Genomic DNA, 21,088 nt, shown 5'->3' on the forward strand with positions numbered 1-21,088 from the left:
GGAGAGGGGCTGGGGGTGAGGCTTTGTTTACCTCACATCATTCCACCATTAATTATCAACAACATCGCCACCCCTAATGACCTCTCAAACAACCTCCTCCATATCCACGACTAACTACTCCCCTCCCTCTTCGGGGAGGGGCTGGGGGTGGGGCTTTGTCTGCCTCCCCTCATTTCACCTTTAATGTTGAACGACAACGCGTCCTTTGACGGATGAGGCTTCAGACACTTTGCCATCATCCCACACTACCTCTTTCTTTTGCAGCTCTTCACTATTGGTTCCCACCATAATTTCAAACGTGCCAGGCTCTACAACATACTGCATGAGGTTATTCCAAAAGCCTAAGTCTTTGACGTTAAGTTTGAATTCAACTCGCTTTGTCTGGCCTTTCGGGATGAAAACCTTTTGAAATCCCTTCAATTCCTTTATGGGTCTAACCATTGAAGCGACCTTATCTGCGACATAGAGTTGCACAATTTCTTCACCATCATAATTGCCTGTGTTCGTCACATCGACTGAAACCGGCAGGAAACCCTTTTCATCAAATGCCGAAGGACATTGCATTTTACCATATGAGAACGTTGTATAGCTGAGACCATATCCAAAGGGATAGAGGTTGCGATTAGGCACATCAATGTGTCGAACGGTTGAACTATAAGGCATATCTCCTGGTCTTCCTGAGCGCTTATAATTGTAGTTGTTGGGTATTTGGCCTTCAGTGAGCGGGAAAGAAGCCGTTAACTTCGCTGCGGGTACAATGTCTCCAAAGAGTACATCGGCAACAGCGTTACCGCATTGTGTGCCTGGGAACCACGCTTCGAGCATGGCATCAGCTTGTTTGTCGACTGATTCTAAGCACAAAGGACGCCCATTCATCAACACCACCACAAGCGGTTTGCCTGCTTTTCGCAAGGTATCGAGCAGAGCTTCTTGCTTTCCTGGCAACCTCAGTACAGCCCTACTACGCGACTCTCCGCTCATTAATGCCTTCTCACCAACTACAGCTATGACGACATCGCTTTGCTTTGCAGCCTCAAGAGCAGCTGAAAACTCACTCGTAGATGGGTCTAAGAAGTCGCAACCTTGAACGTAGTTGACCTCCGTTCCGCTTCCAAGTTTATTCTTGATACCCTCCAACACGGTCACCACATCCTTGTCTTCGCCTCGTGCTTTCCATGACCCCATCACCTCGGCACGGTTATTTGCCAACGGACCTACAAGCGCAATGCGTTTGGTTTGCTTGGAAAGAGGAAGTAAAGCATTAGCGTTTTTCAGCAAAACCATTGATGAAGCTGCAGCCTTTCGAGCCAAAGCCATGGCTGAAGCAGACCGAACCTCACGGCTTTCACGCTGATTATCCAAGAAGCGATAAGGGTCTTCGAAAAGTCCCAACGCATATTTTGCACGCAGAATACGCTCTACTGAGGCGTCAATCTCATTCATATCGATGCGATTTTCGCGTACAAGTTTCTCTAAACAGCGGTTATATAATCCGTCAGTCATATTCATATCTACACCTGCATTAAATGCCGCCATAGCAGCATCTTCGTCAGTTTCGGCCACACCATGCGCCTTAAGTTCTTGCACAGCATTCCAATCGCTCACCACAAATCCCTTGAACTTCCACTCCTTTCGCAACAAATCCGTTAACAACCAGCGGTTAGACGTGGCAGGAACTCCATTGATACTATTGAAAGCCGACATGAAAGTGTGCACTCCAGCGTCTATACATGCCTTGAAAGGAGGTAGATATACCTCGGCCAAAGTAGACAAAGAGAGGTCTACTGGGGCATAATCGCGGCCGGCTTGTGGGGCACCATACGCCACGAAATGCTTGGCACAAGCAAACAAAGCGTTAGGTTTTCCAAGGTTCCATTGGAAACCTCGCACTCTCGTTTCAGCGATTTTACATCCCAAGTAGGTATCTTCTCCGGCACCTTCTACTATTCTTCCCCACCTCGGATCACGCGCAACATCGACCATTGGGGCAAAAGTCCAGTGGATACCAGAGGCAGATGCCTCGATGGCTGCAGCCTTAGCAGTCTCATACATGAGTGCCAAGTCCCATGAACATGACTCTGCCAATGGCGTGGGGAATATCGTTTTATACCCATGAATAACGTCAAAAGCAAACAAGATTGGTATCTTCAGACGAGATGATTCCATATTCTTTTGCTGCAGTTTCCTTAGATTATCAACGCCACCAACATTGAGAATAGAGCCTACCATGCCTCTAACAAAGAGCGAATCAGACACTGCCCCACTCTTGGGTCCCGTCAAAAGTTCACCTCCAACGTACTGAGAGAGCTGACCAATCTTTTCAGTTAACGTCATCTTCTTCATGAGATCACGAACGAAGCGCGTTTCTTTTTCAGCGTCAGTCAATGTGTTTTTTACAGGTTTTCGACTCACACGAGGACTTGATTTTTGTGCAAATCCAGCGAAAGAAAAGCCAATCAAGCAGACTACTGCTGCGATTATTCGTTTCATATTCATAGCGTTTGTGATTTATTCAGATTTAATTTCAATTGTTTGTGGCTGCAAATCAACACCCTTTGCAGTAAGTTTGATTACCGAAGGTGCCTTTCCTGCCTGTACAACGACCATACATTTGCCGAAGAAAGCATGGCGAGAGTTGGCCTGAAAGCGCTCTAAAGAGAAAGGACTTCCATTGTCTACACCCGCTATTTTGCCTTCACCCGTCAATGAAAACTGGATATTTTGGTCGGCCCATGGGCAGAGATTACCCTCCTTATCAACCACTTCTATGGTCACAAACGACAGACTTCGGCCATTGGCTTTTAGCACATTACGATTAGAAGTCAATCGAATGTGGTGAGGAGCACCGGCAGTTCGGATTGTCTTTTCATTCACTTGTTTTCCATTTTTCCTTGCAACGACGCGCACTTCTCCTGGTTCATACGTCACATGCCAGGCCACATGATACTCATGTTCGTTGCTTTTCTTGCGCACACCTTGGGACTTTCCGTTGATGAAAAGCTCCACTTCATCGGCTTGATTGTAGTAACACCAGAGGTCAATTGCTTGTCCTTCTATCCAGTTCCAATGTGGAAACACGTGCAAAACCGGCTTGTTCGTCCACTCACTTTGATAGAGATAATACACATCTTTGGGGAAACCCGCTAAGTCAACGATGCCAAAATAGCTGCTTCTTGCAGGGAAATTAAACGGTGTTGGCTCTCCAATATAGTCGAAACCAGTCCAGATAAACTGACCCGAACAATAGGGAGTGTGCTTCACTATGTCCCAAGTTTGCTCGTGAGTAGAGCCCCAATAGGCGCAACTATTATCATATGACGAGCACATAAACGAAGGTTCAGTGAATGGGCGCTTATGCGTTGGCCAACGATATAACGAATCACTCGGCATTCTATAATAGCCACGAGTGTGTAAAGCAGATACCGTTTCGGTCATAATAAAAGGCTTTCCGGGGAAGTTTTGAGGCACATCAGCCACCTTTTTCTGATGATAGTTGAAACCAATCACGTCTAAAGCCCCACTCTTGAATAGGTTATTGTTGGGTGAAACCTCATTACATCCGGCTGAAATGAGCCTTGTGGGGTCATAACGACGTACAATTGATACCAAGAATTGTGTGAGTTTAGCACTCGCATTGAGTGTATCGGTCGTGGAAAGTAGTGTTTTATCGCGGCTGTTATTCAGCAGAATGTTCACATCTTCCAATGCAACGGTGGCACTCTTTGTTTTATTCCATTGTTCAAGTACTTCGTTTCCAATGCTCCAAAGGATAATAGAAGCGTGGTTACGATCACGTAACACCATGTCTCTTAGGTCGCGTTCAGCCCATGTTTTGAAATATATCGAATAGTCATATGTGGTTTTTCCCTGCATCCAACTATCGAAAGCTTCGTCCATAACGAGTAATCCCATGCTGTCACAAAGGTTCAACAATTCGGGAGCGGGAGGGTTATGAGAGCATCTTATGGCATTAACACCCATGTCTTTCATCATCAACAACTGCCTATAAAGAGCGTCTTCATTGATTGCAGTGCCTAAACATCCGAGGTCACCATGCAGACATACCCCGTTGATTTTAATGTTCTTGCCGTTCAAGAAGAAGCCTTTCTTGACGTCGAAAGCAACATTTCGCAGTCCTATTGATATCGTGTCACGGTCTAAAATGCGTCCATTCTCTTCTATTTCAGTAGTAACGGTATAGAGATTTGGGCTTTCTAACGACCACAACTGAGGCTTATTGACATTCAATAGCTGGCTAATTGTTGCGCCATTAGCCTCAACCTGGCAAGCTTTTGAGGCTTTTGACACCATCTGATGCGCCTTGTTCCACAATGTTTGATGTACTATCACACGCCGACTACGGCCACTTGGATTCTCTATCTTCGTGTTAAGACTCACCTTTCCCTTTCCTTTCTTCACCTCAGTAAGGGCTTGTACGCCCCACTCTTCTATGCGAATATCCGACGATTTCATGAGATAGACATGGCGATAGATGCCACATCCCGTGTACCATCGACTGTTAGGTTGCTTCGAATTGTCTACTTTCACCGCCACAACATTATCTCCTTGCTTCTTCAAATAAGGCGTAATGTCGTAACTAAAGCTTATAAACCCATAGGGACGCATACCTACTAACTGCCCATTTACATAGACAGAAGTGTTCATATAGGCTCCATCAAAGTGGAGAACATAGCGTGAAGACGCGTCATTGTCATTCAAATTGAGGTGCTTTCTATACCAACCTATCCCACCAGGGAGGGCTCCTCCATTAGCGCCTGAAGGGTTTAAAGCATAAAAATCGCCTTCAATGGCCCAGTCATGTGGCAGGTCTAACACGCGCCAAGCATGGTCATCAAAGGTTGTTTCGTGGGGTTTGTCGTCGTTATGCAAGGCAAAACGCCAGCCCTCATCCCACAGATGACGCTCAAAAGCATAGCTTTTTACACATAAAAACGAAGGTAACAATAAGAAGAAACAAATCGCAAAGCGAAAGAATGAAATACGTTTAGGATTCATTTTTGATTGAGGTGATTAGGTTTTTCCGTTTAAGATGATTCGGATTTAGGTTATACTTACAAGGAGAAACAATAGAAATCCTCCTTGTTCCTAAGGCTAAACAGTCGATAGGAACAAAGGAGGAAGTCCATCTTCTTACCTTATCTAACTACTTTCTTCTGTCCATTTACAATATAAATACCCTTAGGAAGCTTCGCATTTTGCCAGCTATCAGCCACCTTTATGCCGTCAATAGTGTAGACAGCGGCTTCCGTTTTATGTTGTAAATCAAGTTTTTTTATGCCAGCAAGTTCCTTGGGTTCTCCAATGATTCGCACGCCACGGAGATAATATCCCTTACCCGTTACGGCGAGACCATGTGCTTTCAACTCCTGAATGGCAGTCTTATTAAGCTTCAAAGTGTAAGCTTTCTCATCGCGACCTGCCTCAAGATTGATGATATTTCCATATTGAACATCTGAGGAAAGTGAGGGTCTATCGTGTGAACCTCCAGTCGGATCAGCAAACAAACGCAAGAAAACTTTCGCACCAGGGTCGGCATCTCTTACGATGATTCCTAAGTACTGACCTTCCTTTACATCGCTAAACTGCTCCTTAGGGATAAGGGTTTCGCCCCAGTTTATTTGCTTAAAGCCTGCCCATTTGGTATTGTTCTTTGAGTAAAGGCTTACAGAGAACAAATGAATATTCTTTCCTTTGACCGTACATCCCTTTGATTTTAGGGCGTCACAAAGGCCTTTATTGTCTACAACGAAAGTCACTTGGGCATCGTTTTTATTGATTTCAGGCTTCAAAGTGATAAGAGACTTGCCGTCGTTACCACATAAATCGAGCTTCAAAGCCTTCACTTCCTGTGGTGTATCAGCATAAAGTGTGTCGATATCTACCACAATCTGGTCGCCCACTTGAATGCCAGCGAAACGTTCTGCAGGGATTTTCTCAGACACATCCTTTATATCCCACTTCCACGTTAAAGGCGAAGAACCAATCCACAACAATTTATTCGTGCGCTTAAATACACGGAGCCAGTCGATATCCATCGTGTAATTGCGTGGTACTTTGTTCATATCTCCCCCATACTTTGGGTTTAATTCAGGGTATAAAATGCCTCCACCCTTATCGTCAGGCTTACCACCTATGCCCCCGTTGATAGCCACATCCCAGATTGAATCAATTCGATTTCTGATGTATTGTCTTTCTAACAGTTTATTAAACTTATAGTCAGTATTATCTTCATTCTTATGAAAGTCTGTCGTATATACCGACCTTACCCTTCCATCCAATAAGAAACTAACGGCCATATTCCTACCAGAATCACCGGGTAATGGATCAATTTGCGCCCCATAAACATGGAAATCTTTGCTCGGATCGAAACTAATCTCGCGCACACGGTCGCCAAAATCATTGATGTTTGAAGTTGTTCTATACCGCACTTCGCCTGTTTTCTCATCCTTATAAGGACGTGTTTTGTCTAAAGCATGCAGCGATTGATGCAACACATGCTTGCCCTTGAAATTATAAACACGCTCATCCCATAATTTAATATGGTCGTTATCATCGTCATGAACGAAGAATTCTTCCAGGTCAATCTCAAAGGTTCCTGCGCCGCCATAACGGTGACGGAGCCACAATCCGTGCCAAACACCAAACTCGTATGGTATCCGTGCCTTTATCTCTATACGCGAATAAAGAGGATAATAGTGTCCCCCTTCGTCGGCATCTCTACTGGAAAGGAAGCCCGACCACCAGCCAACAGTCGAATATTTGTGCCTTGGCGCGAGCGGTTCACGTTCCATCACGGAATAATCTTCATTCATATCCGGGTACTTTGGCTTGTAAATACCCGTTGATATCTCATCACGTGTGGCACGAATTGTTGCAATTCCGTCCTTCACCGTAACCATTTGGTCGCGATAAGTCTGTGCCATTCCCTGATTATCATTATTGCCATAGGTATCATTAAAATAGTTTTTGGTGGCATCTCCATATAATCCCCAGAGCTTCTTATTGATAGATGAGCCATTAAACTCATCGCCTTGAAGACTCTTCCAACCAGGAAGTGCGGGATGATTGAAGCCTGTAGACTGCGCCGTAGCACTGCCTATACCTATACATAAGGCACAGATTGATGTAATAAATGTTTTCATAAGCTCTCCCTTTTATATTATCTGATAAGTCAGTTATTTGGGGTTGGCAATACAAAATGATAGGCTTCTTTATCTATCAGCTATGACAAAGATATGAAAGAAAAATCATTTTGCCAAATAAATCAACTAACATCAAAACACATATTGATAGAGAAGGTTTTGTAATCTCATAGAGATGAGCGTGCAATATCATAGAGATTGCGGCGTGAAATGACGCAGATGACCGCATAAACTCATAGAGATTACAAAACCCTTTGATTGTCCTTTTATGGCTCTACGATAGTAGCCTTGTTGGTAACAAAGTTGATTGTGATCTTCGTTCCTGCCTTCCAAGAATAATCTTTGTTAGGTTCGGGACTGCCTTTCTTACGATAAAGGAAGTCTTTTGAAGTTGGATCAACATATACTTCGCGTTTCCACTCGCCAAACTTCGGTACACTATTGAAGGCAGGTATCTTCGGATAGATACGCATTCTGCCGTCCGTTGGTATCGTAGCACTCATGGTTTTTCCGCCCGGATCAGTCGTAAAGTCTACTCTTGCGCTACCACAATAGCCACCAAGTGACAGCGGTTGAATGTCAACCTCATGCGTGTCAAGGCCTACATAGATAAGATAGATGCCGTCAGAAGGTACAACAGCGCGGTCGTTTTCAACCGTATAGCCTTGATATTTCTGCAGTTTTGCGAAGTTGCCACGGCCAAAAGCCTTGATGGTTGAGAACTCTAACTTCTCTCCTTGGCGTAGATAAGCAATATAGAACCAGCGAGAATTGCCCGCATATCCATTCTCAAAAGACACCACTTTGGGTGATTCCCAGTCCCAGTTTCCAAAGTCTTCACCCGTCATATAGAGTTCCGTTACGCTCTCAGGCATAAGGTTATCGGGAGTAGACCCGCCGTAATCAACGGTGTTATTCGCAAGATTGAGCGACACAGGTGTACCTTTTGATACAACCAGCGGTTTGATATTGTCTTGTGATGTGCCAGGGAAGACCAGCTTACCATCCTGCACAGTGAGTCTCATTGAAGTCCAATCGCGTGCATTTTGCTCTGAACCTGCAAAGAGATTAAGGTTTCCTGTTGCTGTTGTTTCAACGGTAACACGACTGCCATTCGCTACAAATGGTTTATCGGTTTCACCCATTGCAGCACCTGTTGCATAGAGTTTTGGTGTCTCAAATGAAATCGACTTGCGGTCTAAATTCACGTAAATGAGATATGAACCCGATGTCTTTACAGTGGCTTTTCCATTGCCATCCACAGTAACGCCTTGCATTGTCTTCAATGAAGAGAATGCGTTTGCCCCATCTTTTGATGTAGACCACTCAATGGTTTGCCCTGCATGGAGATAGCTGAGATACCAGAATTCGCCATTACCAACGGCACCTACGGGCGCCATCTTCACAACTTTATTCGTATTCCAGGCTCCAAAGTTCGAACCACCCATATAGAGTTCGTTAGCAAGTCCGGTCACTTCGACGCCCTTTCCGCCCATACGCGCGGTGTATTTTCCTGTCAAAACACTATATTGAACCTGTACATTGAACTGACCTTTCAATGGGAACAACATCTTCACATCAGACGCATCGGTGAGCGGTTGGAATTGTTCTGAAAGCTGATTGGTGCGTGGAATTGAGCCCGTTCCTGTGAAAACCTTAGAGATAATGCAGTTTTCGGTCTCGCTATCACGTAGTTTCAAGGCAGTGCCATCATTCAATTTGAAGACATATTTGCCTGGGAACAACTGCTGTGTTGAGTCAGCTACGCTCCAAGTTACAATGTGAGTAACCTTATCATAGGTCACTTTGCTGAGGGCAACCGCCTTATTTCCGTCGGCAGTTAGCGCCTCATCGCCCTGCATAGTGAACGAAATGGGGAGAATGGTCAATTCTTTCTGCGCTACATTGAGCACAAGTTGATAGAGGCCTTCAGCTGGAACACTGAATCCTTCGCCCTTCTCTTTAAGCTGAAAAGCCTTAGCTTCGGAGTCATTGAGCTTGATTTCATCTCCCTTTCCATAGGCAACGGGCTGACCATCTTCACCAACAAAGGAGATGGTGAAGCGGCCGTCTTTCTTCAACCAAGCACGAATGCTCAGCATATTGTCACTCGTTAAGGTCGTCAATCGACCCTTTTCGATAGGCACAGAGAACTCGGATGAAGAGCCAGAGAGATAGATTCCCTCGGGCACATTCACCACTTCGTCGAATGATATGTTGTTTTCTGTGCAGGCTGTTGCACCACAGATGCACAGCATTGCTATGAGATTCCTTAATTTTATCATGACAGTTTGATTTTAATTCCAACCATTATTCTGTTCCCATTTTGTCAGTTTGAGTAATTCTGACTGTGGTATTGGATACCAATACATCTTGGGTTGAAACACTCTTTGCTCTACTTCTACGGGTTGATAGGTGAATCCGCCTGCGGGTTTACGGGCAATTTGGATGCCTTTCACAGGCGCACCGAGCGTAGAAGAGGCTATCTTCCAACGGCGAACATCCCAGAAACGATGCTCCTCGAAAGCCAATTCAATGCGGCGTTCGTGTTGAATCACCTTGCGCATCTGCTCTTGTGAGAGCCCAGAAGGCACATTAGGAAGCGATGCACGATTGCGAATCTTATTGAGATATACTGCAATATCGGGATTTGTTGGGTCGTATTCATTGAGCGCTTCGGCATAGTTCAGATAGATTTCTGCCAAGCGGAACAACGGAACAACATGGCCACTGCTGCTTCCTCCGGTTTGAATGTTCACGTCTTCATTCAGGAACTTGCGCAGATAGTAACCCGTTTTAGTGGCATTGGGGACTGGACTTGCGTCGGCACCACCAGGGAAAGTCTCGACCTTTCTATTCTTAAACGAAGCCATATTCATCAAGATGGTCGCTTCTAATCGCTTATCTCGGTTCACAAAAGGCTGTGCAGCACGAGCTGGTCTGTTCCAATCGAAGGGCGTACCATCAAGCATTTCATAGTCATCGACTAAGTTTTGAGAAGGACAAGTGCCACCTTCTCCACCAAAACTTACAGGGAAATTGCTTCGCTCTAAGTTAGTGTTTGCAGTGTAACGACGTACGAAAATATACTCTTTATTTTTGAAATCGTTCTTAAAAAGATCGCCATAATTATCAGCCAACTGATACTGATTGAGGTCTATTACGGCTTTCGCTGCGTCGGCAGCTGCCTTCCATAACGCTGCATCTGAAGGCTTATTAGCCTCATTTATGTCGCCAAACGCAACATAAAGAGGGCTCGCAGCATAGAGTAAAGTGCGGCTCTTCAGTGCCAAAGCTGCCCCTTTTGTGGCATGTCCTAAGGCATCGTTCACATTACGCCAAGGCGTTAATTCCAAATCGTTTGCAGCCTCGTCACATTCCTTTGTGATAAAGTCGACAACGTCTTTCATCGTTGGTCGTGGCGTGTTTTCATAGTCCCCATTGAGATCAAGCGTTGAAGTGACAACAGGTATTGGGCCATAACGCTTCAACAACTCAAAGTGGTAATAAGCCCGAAGGAAGCGAGCCTCAGCCTTCCAGATGCGAATATCCTTCAAACGATTATTGTATTCGATTTGACTTTGAGGGTCTAAACGATAAGAATCCAAATTCACTTGGTCGGCACTCTCAATGAATTCACAAGCCTTTCGAATGCCGGCATAGAAACGATTCCATTGATCATCGGGGTTATCTATAGCGTTCCAAGCTCCTAAATTGAACTTTTGTATGTTGGAAGATTCAATCACAAACTCTGCATCATCAGTCGCATCACCCAACATTGCATTGCTTCCGAAGCGGTTAAGTCCTTCGGGCAACAGACTGTAAACGCCCGTAAGGTATTGTGCTGTGCGCTCATACGAAGAGAAAGTGGTCTGTTTATTGATGTAAGAATCAGACTCGCGATCGAGAAAATCGCTACACCCCACAAGGAGTAGTCCTGCACTTAACGGCAGAATCTTACAGATATTATTAAATGAGAACATTTTCATTTTCCTTAGATTTATGGATTATTAAATCAGAATTCAACCTTCAAGCCAATGTTATATGACTTTGTGAGGGGGTAGTTGGTTAGTGAACCCATCTCTGCATCGCCTAACTTTCCGAAATGATCGAGTGTGAACACATTGGTAGCATTGGCGTAAACATAGATGCTGCTTAGTCTAAACACTCTGCTGACAGACTGAGGCAACGTGTAGCCTAACATCACATTGCGTAGTCTGAAGAAGCTACCATTGCGCTTCCAGAACGTAGATGAGCGGTAGTTGTTATCGAAATTAACCGTCGAAAGACGTGGATAGGTAGCTGAAGGATTATCACTTGTCCAACTATCTAAAGCCAATGTCGAAGCGGTTCCATTGTTCTTGAATGAATAAATGCTTGCACCACTGAGATAAAGATCACGATTTGCTACGCCCTGAAAAAGCATACTGAAATCAAATCCTTTCCATTTGCAGCCGAGATTCAATGCATAATTCCACTCAGGAATAGATGTATGACCGACTGGATAGGAGTCGTTTGCATCAATAACATTATCATGATTCTGATCAACATATTTGATATCACCAGGTGCAACACGACCAAATTGTGGCACGGGGAGGTCACTATTGAGCTTGCCTGAAGCATCAAAATCAGATGGTTGATAGAGTCTTTCAGCAACTAACATAATGGGTTGCCACACCGGATGACCTTTCTGATAGAGATAAGGATAAGACTTCACGTCCTCACCAGCCTCTTTCACACAGCTCTTTGCATACCAAGTACTGCCTTCAACGAAGTAAGAGAACTGATTTCTTACCTTGCCTTCATAACGCATTTTAAGTTCAAAGCCATGATTGTTCACCTTTCCAACATTCATCAAAGGAAGGATATTACCATAAGAAGCACCTATGAAACCTAAGACATTTGCATTGGCTTGGGTGAGGATTCCTGATTGAACTTCGCGGAAATAGTCGAAGTTTACTGTAAGATTCTTAAACAACGATGCATCGAAGCCTACATTAAAAATCTTCTTTTCTTCCCACCTTACTTTATTATTAGCCAAAGAAACTGCGGCGAAGCCACTTGAAGAATTAGCATTTACGCCAAAGAGATAACTGCCACTATAATCATATAAGGTGTCGAAGATATAGCGTGCAGCGGTTTGATCGTTACCAACCTTACCATAAGAAGCTCTGAACTTCAAATGATCAAGCCATGAAATGGGCTGCATAAAAGGCTCATTGCTTGCCACCCAAGCTACAGATCCAGCAGGGAAAAAGCCGAAACGATGAGATGGAGGGAAGTTATCTGTCCCCATATAAGAGGCAGCAAACTCTGCAATATAGGTTTTTTTGAAGTTATAAGTAGCACGACCAGCAAAGTTAAGATACCTTGAATCGTAACGTACTCCATACACCTTATATATATCTGTCATACAGAAAGCAGTGGCATCAACGCCATGTTGTCCGAACTGATGATTGTAATCAACCTGCGCTTTGAAGTTTGTGCGGATGAAATCTGTTCTGAATCCTTCTGAAGCTTGTAGTGGAGCATTGGCTCCATAGGGTGTATAAGCATAGATAGGATTATTATTTGCGTCGACACCTGATTGCGTAAGAGCAGCTCGAACGTAATCGCGAGTCTTGGAAGATGTCTCTGCTACATAATTATTATAGCCCACTCCAACCTTTGCACTCAATCCTTTTATGAAATGATTAAAATCATATTTGAGATTGAAAATAACCTGAAGAGCACGTGAGTTCTCCTTATATAGTCCACGATTAAGCAAATTTCCAACAGGGTTTGTATATATATTTGTTCCGCCAAAGCTACCATCTGGGTTATAGATTGGAAAGGCATTAGGTGGTGTAGTCCACATAGAGTTTACGAGTTTATCGGCACTAAAGCCTCCGCCTGGTGTGGATTGTTCACCTATACTCACACTCGTATACAAAGAAGTAGACAGAGCTTTTGTCACATTGATATCGAGATTGGCGCGGAAATTGTATCGACTATAATAAGCATTTGAGTTCTCTTTACGCTTGCTGTCCGTTCCTTTATAGAGTCCTTCGTTCTGTAAGAGTCCGGCCATCACGTAATAACAGATGGTGTTATTACCGCCATGGAAAGTCATTTCGGCTAAAGTCAGCGGAGCAGTCTTTTTGAAAAGCTCATTCTTCCAATTGATATTTGGATACAAGTAAGGATTACCGCTATTGTCACGATAGGCATTCAATGTGGCTTCATCGTATCGAGGAGCGAGTCCATCATTGGCTAAAGCCTGGTTGTAAAGACGTGCATAATCGTATGAACCCAAAGGAGTGTTCATCACAGTAGGCATTTGTAAGCCCGTCTGTACCCTGAAAGAGATCTTCGAAGTCGATGGAACACCACGCTTGGTAGTAACTAACAAGACACCATTCGCACCACGTGCACCATACAAAGCTAAGGCTGATGCATCCTTTAATAAGGTTACCGATGCAATCTCTTCAGCCGAGAGATTATCTAAGGGAGCTTCAAAACCATCAATAAAAACAAGCATCTTTTGGCTACCTACAAAGGAACTGATTCCTCGAGAGTACATGTTTTGCATGTAAAAGTCATAACCTGGCTCTCCACTTTGCTGCATAATGGTCAATCCTGGCAATAAACCTTTGAGACTGTTTCCAACAGAAGGCGATGTAATCTTTGTCAACTCATCTCCTTTAACCGTTGAAAGCGCAGCGGAACTCTCCCATAATGGTTGCTTGCCATAAGCTATTGTAACGCTCGTAGTGTCTGTCTTTGCATTGCCGGTAAACGTCACAAGAGACAGCATTGAGCCTATTATCATTTTATGATATGTCATTTTTCTAAATGTTAAAGTTAAGGTTTTGTTTCATTTACCAACCGGGATTCTGAATCAGATAGCCTTTATCGACCTCGTTCTGCATAATGCCATGGAGGTATGAACGCCTGCTCCATGAGCGGTTTTCAAATACATACGGCTCGTAGTGTACATGGGTTTTACTACCTCCAATAGATGAGATCTTCAACCCATACATCTTTCCTCGCATGACACCTTCATCCTCGGCAATCATCCATCTGCGTATATCCCAGAAACGATGGTCCTCAAAAGCCAACTCCACAGCACGTTCATTGCGCAGCTTTTTGCGGAACTCCTCCTTTGAAAGTGTTGCAGGAAAGCCCGGCATTCCAGACCGATTACGTACCTTAGCAACGGCATCAAATGCTTCTTGTGGAGGGTTATCGTAATACTCATTGAGTGCCTCTGCATAGTTAAGGTATAGCTCTGCCACCCTAAACACAATCCATTCTTCATCTGTTGTGTTAAGCGGAGGAGTTATTTTCAATGTTCTTGGCACCCACTTTCTTACGAGATGACGAGTCTTATCCGTAGCAGAGCTTTGGGCACCATTAGGTAAGAAGTCGATGAAAGGAACTTCTTGATTCCATGAAGCGCCATGATAAGCAACGGTTTGGTCAAAGCGTGGGTCGAGGGTTTTATAGATATCAAGAAGATTATCGCCCCCTGTTGCAGACCAATCAGCAGGAGTTCCATCCTTCTTCTCATAGAACTTAACGAAATTAAAGGTAGCATAAAGCCCACCATCTCCCCAAGCTTTGTTCATCGCCCATACGGGAAGGTCGGCTACAATAGGTCTACCACTCACCTTAAAGTTCTTATATTTTTTATTCGAAAGAATGATTTCTTTGTTATCTGGAACACTCCACACATGCTCGTAATTAGTTTCTGGTGTTCCATCCGTATAGAGATCATAATGTCCCGAGCCTAAAGCGGCGTCCAAAGCAGCCTTTGCTGCATCAGCAGCTCGCTTCCAACGATCTTTCTTATAGTCTCCATATCCAATGAGATTCTCATGTCCTGGGAAAGGAAGATAAGGCGTATCATTGTTGAAAAGTGGACTCGCTGCATAAAGAAGCACACGAGATTTCAAAGCCAAAGCAGCCACTCTTGTTGCTCTTCCAACCTTACTTGCGTCCGAATAATAGTCAGGAAGTAGGTGTGTTGCCCTATCAATGTCCACGAGAATTGAGTCAATACAGTCTGAGAAAGTATTGCGGGGATAAGTTGAAAAGTCGTCAGAAGCAACCTTAAAGTGAATGATTGGGAGTCCTCCATAACGATAAACTCCTTCCCATAATAGCATTGCTCGCATGAAGTATGCCTCTCCTTCAGCTCGTTTATTGAATTCAGGATCACCGGCATCATAAGGTACTTCCTTTATCCTTTCAAGGAGAATATTACACTTTCTCAGGGTTTCCCATCGCAGATAGTGCCTACAATCCTCATCCCATGAGGCACTATTGTTATTATGATTGTCTACATTCCATGCCGAGTTTCCCTTTGCCCAGTCAGCAACATCCTCTGCTTCATCACATGCAGAGCCTAAAGTTGAGGACGAACAAAGTCTTCTATCGGTATTATCACTACTCATACAGAAACCCAAAGGCATTCCTTCTGCATATATTCCCGTTAGATATCGCTCGCAAAGTGCCCTGTCAGAGAACACTTTATCTTCGTTTAAATCAACTGAAGGAGGTGCTTCAAGATAGTCTGCACATGAAAAAAGACTAAGCGAACAAATGAATATAGTCAATAATTTATATGTTTTCATAATGCATTAAAAGTTTACATTGATTCCAATATTATATATTTTCTGCAATGGGTAGGTATTAATCTCCACATTACCCGAACGAGAAGGAGCCTCAGGATCAAGGTCAATAACCTTAGACCACGTAATTAAATTCGAGCCACTTACATACAAACGAATGCTCTCTACGCCTAAGGCTTTCACTGGTTTTCCCATAAAAGTATAACCAAGTTCTATGTTCTTCAGACGCAAATAGTTTGCATTCCTAATCCAAAGGTTTGAATCTTTATAGTTATTATCAGTGTCTTTATTTGGACTCAAAGATAATCTTGGGAAATTGATTGGCTCTCCTTTCTCGTAACGTTCTTGTGTCCAACGCTCCAAAATGAGTGTTTTTGCACTTTCATGTCCATTGAAGAATGGCCATAATGAGCGTCCAAAGTATTTGATAGAGACATTACCTGCACCCTGGAACAAGGCTGATACGTCGAAGCCTCGCCAGTTAAAGCCCAATGAAAAACCATAAACGATTTCAGGAGTAGGCGAATATCCCACTGGCACTCGGTCGTAGTCATCAATCTTTCCGTCTTTATTCACGTCCACATACCTTACATCTCCGGGCTGAAGTTTATTTCCACTCCACGCACTTACAGGCCGATCTAAAGCATTAATCTCTTCCCATGAGTTGTAATAGCCATCAAAGAGCAAACCATAGAACTGGTTAACACGTCGTCCAGTCTCCATCTGATAGGCATACTTCTTAGGCACTTCGTCTCTGAATAGCACTTTATTGCGAGCAAAAGAGTAATTAAACCTCAGCCAATATCTAAGATCTCTCAATTGATTTCGATAGTTCACTTCAAGTTCCCAGCCTTTATTCTCCATCTTACCCATATTATATGCCGGCAAGTTTGCACCGATTGTCATCGGTTGAGTGTTGCGGTTTGCAAGGATGTTATTACGGCTTTCTTTGAAGATATCAAAAGTCATTGTCAGATGATTATTAAGAAGATTCATGTCAACGCCAAAGTTAAACTTACGCGCTTTCTCCCAAGTCAGCCCAGGATTACCTATCTTATTCTCTATAACCATACGCGAGTTATTAGGTGAAGCAGCCGTTCCGAAGTTATATTTATAAAAGTCTTTGTTTGGTGCTTCCACATAAGATGAAGGCAAATAAAGGAAGCGATCACCACCTATTTTGTCATTACCGACCTCACCATAGGTTGCTCTTAACTTCATGAATACAAGGTAATCGTTCTTTGGAAAGAAGGGTTCTTCACTGACAACCCAACCTGCTGAGACTGCTGGAAAGAAGCCAAAGCGACGACCAGAAGCAAAGTTTTCTGTTCCATTATAACCCATATTAAACTCTGCAAGATAACGAGATGCATAGTCATATGTTATTCTTCCCACGATGCCTTGATATGCGTTGGGCACAAGGAACTTTAGTGATGGAGAGTAATATTTACTCTGGTTATAAAGCAAAAGTGCTGTAGTGTGGTGCTTACCGAAGTTATGTTGATAATTCAATCCAGCCTCCATATACACCTTTCTGTTCTTTCCATAGCTAGGATTTGCAAACCAAACCGTCTCTTCTTCTTTCGGAATATAGAGTATATTGTCTGCATTCGCTGGGTCACGCTGTGCAAGATAGTACTGAATACTCTTGCGGAAACTCTTTCTACTGTAGTAATAACTGTCGTAAGAAATGCTTGCATGTGCCGAGAGTCCTTTCAAAAGTGCACGCGAAAGGTCATAGTCAAGACGGAAGGTTGTATTGACATTGTTCTTACTATCATTGTCATAACCATTCCCTCGCAGTAACATCCAAGGGTTTTGTTCACCTAATGCATCCTTCAAACGAACCACTTTACCATCTATAAGGCCTGGAGAGCTCAGCGGATTTGACCAAGATATCTCTCTCCATATTGTGCTATTACCTGATCCCGGCGTACGAACATTCTCGATTTGTGTAGCCAATTGCACTGAAGCCTTAAAGTCTTGAGTAATCTTAAAGTCTAAGTTTGAACGGAAGTTATAGCGTCTGTCATACGCATTTACATCGTGCTGATTGTCTATCTTGGTATGATTGTACATACCTTCCTGGGCATAAAAGCCTGCAGAAACAAAGAACTGAACACGATCAGAGCCTCCGGATATATTGAAATTGTGTTGGGTTCGTGTTGTGGTTTTACGTAGGAAATCTCCTGTCCAGTTCATGTTTGGGTGGAAAATAGGGTCAGTTCCATTGCGATAAAGCTCTATATCTTCAGCTGAAAAGCGTGGAGTGTAGGCACCACCTGATACATATGCATCGTTTTTCAAAGCCTCATTGTAGAGCTCACAATACTGTGCACTGTTCAAGTAATGGGGCAAAGCTGTAGGCTTTTGGATAGCAATGTTACCCGAATAGCTCATACGTGGCTTGCCCTTTTGACCTTTACGGGTTGTAATTAAGATAACACCATTCGCACCACGCACACCATAAATGGCCGTAGCCGAAGCGTCTTTAAGAATACTTACCGATTCAATTTCATTAGGATCAAGGCCATTATAGTTCGGTCTTTCTACGCCATCAATCATCACTAAGGGTGCCGTGTTATCAGAAAATGTGCTCACACCGCGAATCAACAACGTTGAACTGTCTTCTCCCGGAGCGCCACTTCGCTGCATAGCAATAAGTCCCGGCATCTTACCAACAAGCATATTACTGATGTTTGCCTGAGGAGTTTGCACGAGATCCTTGGTGGTTACCGATGCAATTGAACCTGTTACAGAAGCTTTTTTCTGTGTACCATAGCCCACAACGACCACTTCATTGAGGTCTTTTGCAGCATCTTCATCGAGTGTAATCTTGAGGTTCGTGTGATTCTTCACGGCAACATCGCGCGTAGCGAAACCGATATAAGATACTGTCAACGTTCCGTTTTCGGGAACATCTAACGCAAATTCGCCGTCAGCATTCGTCACCGTACCGACTTTTGTGCCTTTAACAAAGACACTGGCCCCTATGATTGGTTCTCCATTTGCATCGCGAACAAGACCCGAAACCTTACCTTTTACTGGTGCCGAAGCTGTCTTTCCGGCAGCTTTTACAGTCTTTTGTTCTGCATTTTCAGTCTTTCCTTTCACCAAAACGATAGTGTTATTGTTGAAAGAATACTGAACTCCAAGAGATGAAAACACTTGATTCAGTGCCTTCTCTAAGGGCCAATCCTTACACACACAAGTGACTTTAGACTTCGATTGAAGTACATTGTTGCGATAAACAAACGTGTAGTCGGTCTGCTTCTCCACTTGGCGAATAAACTGACTAACCTCTTCATTGCGAAGATTCAGGCTCACTTTGCCACGCTGCGCCATTAAGATTGTCGGACAAAGTGATAGCACTATCACCAACAATAAGCGCAGAAGGCGTCTCCTTCTACTGTTAAGATTGTCTGTCATTTGATATATAGATTTTAGTTATTGGAGTTTATCTAATTTCTATTTGGTCATGATTGATTGTATACTTGAATTTATATTGCATGCTCAATGAACTGAGAACACTTTCTAAAGTCTCATGGTAGAAGGCTCCGGTTAGTAGGTCATCGCCTATTCGCTTGTTGTTAAGCATGATATGAACACCATACCAATCTTCAATTTTCCGAAGTACTTCACGCAATGGTTCACTATCGAAGGCAAGATAACCATCTTTCCATCGTCCATCGATATCGGTGTCGTTGTCACATATTTGCATGCTACGCGCCGAAGGTTGATAAATAGATTTACGACCGGGAAAAAGCCGATAAGACTCTGAAAGTCCCTTAGCTGTAAGGCGAACAGCACCAGAGAACAAAGCCGTTTCAACCTCTCCACGCTGACAACGCACATTAAATTTCGTGCCAAGCACCTCAATCTGCATATCGTTCACGTGCACTCGAAATGGACAATTGGCGTCTTTGGCTACATCAAAATAGGCTTCTCCTTTCATCAACACCACCTCACGATGCTCCCCCGGCATGATATTATAGCGCAAACGGCTATTGCCATTGAGGCTCACACGACTGCCATCTGGAAGCATTATCACACTTTTGCTGCCGGCTTTCACACTGACATAGGTATAAACGGGAGCCGAAGGTTGGGACGATTGAAGTCCAAAATAAGCGCCACCCAGCAACGATAACACCACAACGACTATCGAAGCATAACGCAAAAACTTGTAAATGCGCCGTGGATGCTGCTGTTTATGAATGCCATGTTGAAGATTCTGCAATATTCTTTGTTGGGTCTCACCACTCATTTCAGCTGATTCTGAAGACAAAGAAAAGTTATCGCACATCAAATCCCATAGCGAATCATCTGTCAGTTGAGGCACTTCGCGCTGCAATTCCGCCAAGTCTTCACGGGACAGTTGACCCAAAAGGTATTGTTGATATAAATCTTCGATACGTTTTTCCATAATCAGTTAACTACTGAAATATATACGCAAACGACGGAATAGCATACCAAGCAATAACATTTATTAACGTTCTTATCTTCTCACGCCTATCCAACCAGCCTTAATAATGAATGAAAACCTATCTCCTATCCTACCTTATAATATTTAAAGGCCTTATCAAAGACAAGTCAATAATACTATATCCTCGCCAAAAATCACATGCTATTTTTGAATAACAAAACTGAAATTATATCCCTATTTTGTAAGGATTATTACGCTAAAACACAGCCTTTGTAAACCAACTAAATAGAAGTAACAAACCAAACAAATAGTCCTTGTCTTAAGGGGTAATTCAAACCTTGTTATTCCCCCATACAACCTCGCCCACCATTTGCCGCATTTCACCCCGCGATTAGCGTCATTTCATCGTGTAAAATGCCTCAAATTACACACTGATTTGCCTCAAACCATTTTACGCTTTATTACCAACTATGTCACCCTCACAATTGTATCATCTCGCAACTCGGTACGAGTTGTTCTTCTGATAGCCCGGGGTTGGCAAGGAACGAGCCTACCCCGGGTAAACGTTCGTAAGGAGATTCAACGCCGTAGGTGTTGAGCTTTTTCTATAAAGGCATGGCTATAGCGAAGAAATTCGTGGCAGATTAATCAAAAAAAGCGCAACACCTACGGCGTTGTTCCCCACAAACCATACCCTAACCCAGGGTAGCCTGCACTATCGTTTGGCAACCCTGGGCTATCAAAAGCGCAACACCTACGGCGTTGAAACATTCATTTTATAATACAATTGATGCCTACATCCGAATTAATAAATAGCAAAATGTGCCAATATTCCAATGGATGTATTTTACAATATACATGCCCTCATGGTGCAACTCGGTACGAGT

At 43.5% G+C, this 21,088-nt stretch carries 9 protein-coding genes and 1 pseudogene; 1 reads left to right on the top strand and 9 read right to left on the bottom strand.

All coding sequences use genetic code 11. The features are described 5' to 3' along the window. Positions 1 to 180 precede the first annotated feature (180 nt). The 9 genes from HMPREF9145_RS00825 to HMPREF9145_RS00865 all read right to left on the bottom strand — a co-directional run bounded on the left by HMPREF9145_RS00825 (position 181) and on the right by HMPREF9145_RS00865 (position 20,201). Positions 181 to 2,490 carry a glycoside hydrolase family 3 N-terminal domain-containing protein gene (locus HMPREF9145_RS00825; protein WP_052026731.1) on the bottom strand — a complete coding sequence of 770 codons (2,310 nt, stop codon included), beginning with the start codon at positions 2,488 to 2,490 and terminating at the stop codon, positions 181 to 183. Between the two features lie 18 nt (positions 2,491 to 2,508). Continuing rightward, positions 2,509 to 5,016, bottom strand: a complete 2,508-nt coding sequence (locus HMPREF9145_RS00830; protein ID WP_021824479.1) for a glycoside hydrolase family 2 TIM barrel-domain containing protein — start codon at positions 5,014 to 5,016, stop codon at positions 2,509 to 2,511. A 140-nt stretch (positions 5,017 to 5,156) separates the two neighbouring features. Beyond that, positions 5,157 to 7,163: a glycoside hydrolase family 16 protein gene (locus tag HMPREF9145_RS00835; RefSeq protein WP_021824475.1), complete on the bottom strand. Its 2,007-nt coding sequence runs from the start codon at positions 7,161 to 7,163 to the stop codon at positions 5,157 to 5,159. Between the two features lie 266 nt (positions 7,164 to 7,429). Beyond that, on the bottom strand, positions 7,430 to 9,448 hold the full coding sequence (locus HMPREF9145_RS00840; RefSeq protein ID WP_021824484.1) for a SusF/SusE family outer membrane protein: 2,019 nt from the start codon (positions 9,446 to 9,448) through the stop codon (positions 7,430 to 7,432). A 12-nt stretch (positions 9,449 to 9,460) separates the two neighbouring features. Continuing rightward, complete coding sequence (locus HMPREF9145_RS00845) at positions 9,461 to 11,152, bottom strand: RagB/SusD family nutrient uptake outer membrane protein (protein ID WP_036906142.1); 1,692 nt, start codon at positions 11,150 to 11,152, stop codon at positions 9,461 to 9,463. 26 nt (positions 11,153 to 11,178) lie between these two features. After that, entirely contained in the window at positions 11,179 to 13,989 is a 2,811-nt protein-coding gene (locus HMPREF9145_RS00850; protein ID WP_021824463.1) for a SusC/RagA family TonB-linked outer membrane protein, read from the bottom strand. Positions 13,990 to 14,023: 34 nt separating this feature from the next. Next, positions 14,024 to 15,781, bottom strand: coding sequence for a RagB/SusD family nutrient uptake outer membrane protein (locus tag HMPREF9145_RS00855; RefSeq protein ID WP_021824462.1), 1,758 nt, complete (start codon positions 15,779 to 15,781; stop codon positions 14,024 to 14,026). 6 nt (positions 15,782 to 15,787) lie between these two features. Then, on the bottom strand, positions 15,788 to 19,207 hold the full coding sequence (locus tag HMPREF9145_RS00860; RefSeq protein ID WP_036906144.1) for a TonB-dependent receptor: 3,420 nt from the start codon (positions 19,205 to 19,207) through the stop codon (positions 15,788 to 15,790). Positions 19,208 to 19,235: 28 nt separating this feature from the next. Next, positions 19,236 to 20,201 carry a FecR family protein gene (locus tag HMPREF9145_RS00865; protein ID WP_021824473.1) on the bottom strand — a complete coding sequence of 322 codons (966 nt, stop codon included), beginning with the start codon at positions 20,199 to 20,201 and terminating at the stop codon, positions 19,236 to 19,238. 483 nt (positions 20,202 to 20,684) lie between these two features. Here HMPREF9145_RS00865 and HMPREF9145_RS14220 point away from each other — a divergent pair. After that, positions 20,685 to 20,774: pseudogene (locus HMPREF9145_RS14220) on the top strand (tetrahydrofolate synthase); the annotation flags it as partial. Positions 20,775 to 21,088: the final 314 nt, after the last annotated feature.

It is taken from the genome of Segatella salivae F0493, assembly GCF_000477535.1.
GTDB lineage: Bacteria > Bacteroidota > Bacteroidia > Bacteroidales > Bacteroidaceae > Prevotella > Prevotella salivae.

Excerpts from the sequence above, each read along its gene's own strand:
- HMPREF9145_RS00825 (WP_052026731.1), bottom strand. The coding sequence starts at position 2,490 with ATGAAACGAATAATCGCAGCAGTAGTCTGCTTGATTGGCTTTTCTTTC.
- HMPREF9145_RS00830 (WP_021824479.1), bottom strand. The coding sequence starts at position 5,016 with ATGAATCCTAAACGTATTTCATTCTTTCGCTTTGCGATTTGTTTCTTC.
- HMPREF9145_RS00835 (WP_021824475.1), bottom strand. The coding sequence starts at position 7,163 with ATGAAAACATTTATTACATCAATCTGTGCCTTATGTATAGGTATAGGC.
- HMPREF9145_RS00840 (WP_021824484.1), bottom strand. The coding sequence starts at position 9,448 with ATGATAAAATTAAGGAATCTCATAGCAATGCTGTGCATCTGTGGTGCA.
- HMPREF9145_RS00845 (WP_036906142.1), bottom strand. The coding sequence starts at position 11,152 with ATGAAAATGTTCTCATTTAATAATATCTGTAAGATTCTGCCGTTAAGT.
- HMPREF9145_RS00850 (WP_021824463.1), bottom strand. The coding sequence starts at position 13,989 with ATGACATATCATAAAATGATAATAGGCTCAATGCTGTCTCTTGTGACG.
- HMPREF9145_RS00855 (WP_021824462.1), bottom strand. The coding sequence starts at position 15,781 with ATGAAAACATATAAATTATTGACTATATTCATTTGTTCGCTTAGTCTT.
- HMPREF9145_RS00860 (WP_036906144.1), bottom strand. The coding sequence starts at position 19,207 with ATGACAGACAATCTTAACAGTAGAAGGAGACGCCTTCTGCGCTTATTG.
- HMPREF9145_RS00865 (WP_021824473.1), bottom strand. The coding sequence starts at position 20,201 with ATGGAAAAACGTATCGAAGATTTATATCAACAATACCTTTTGGGTCAA.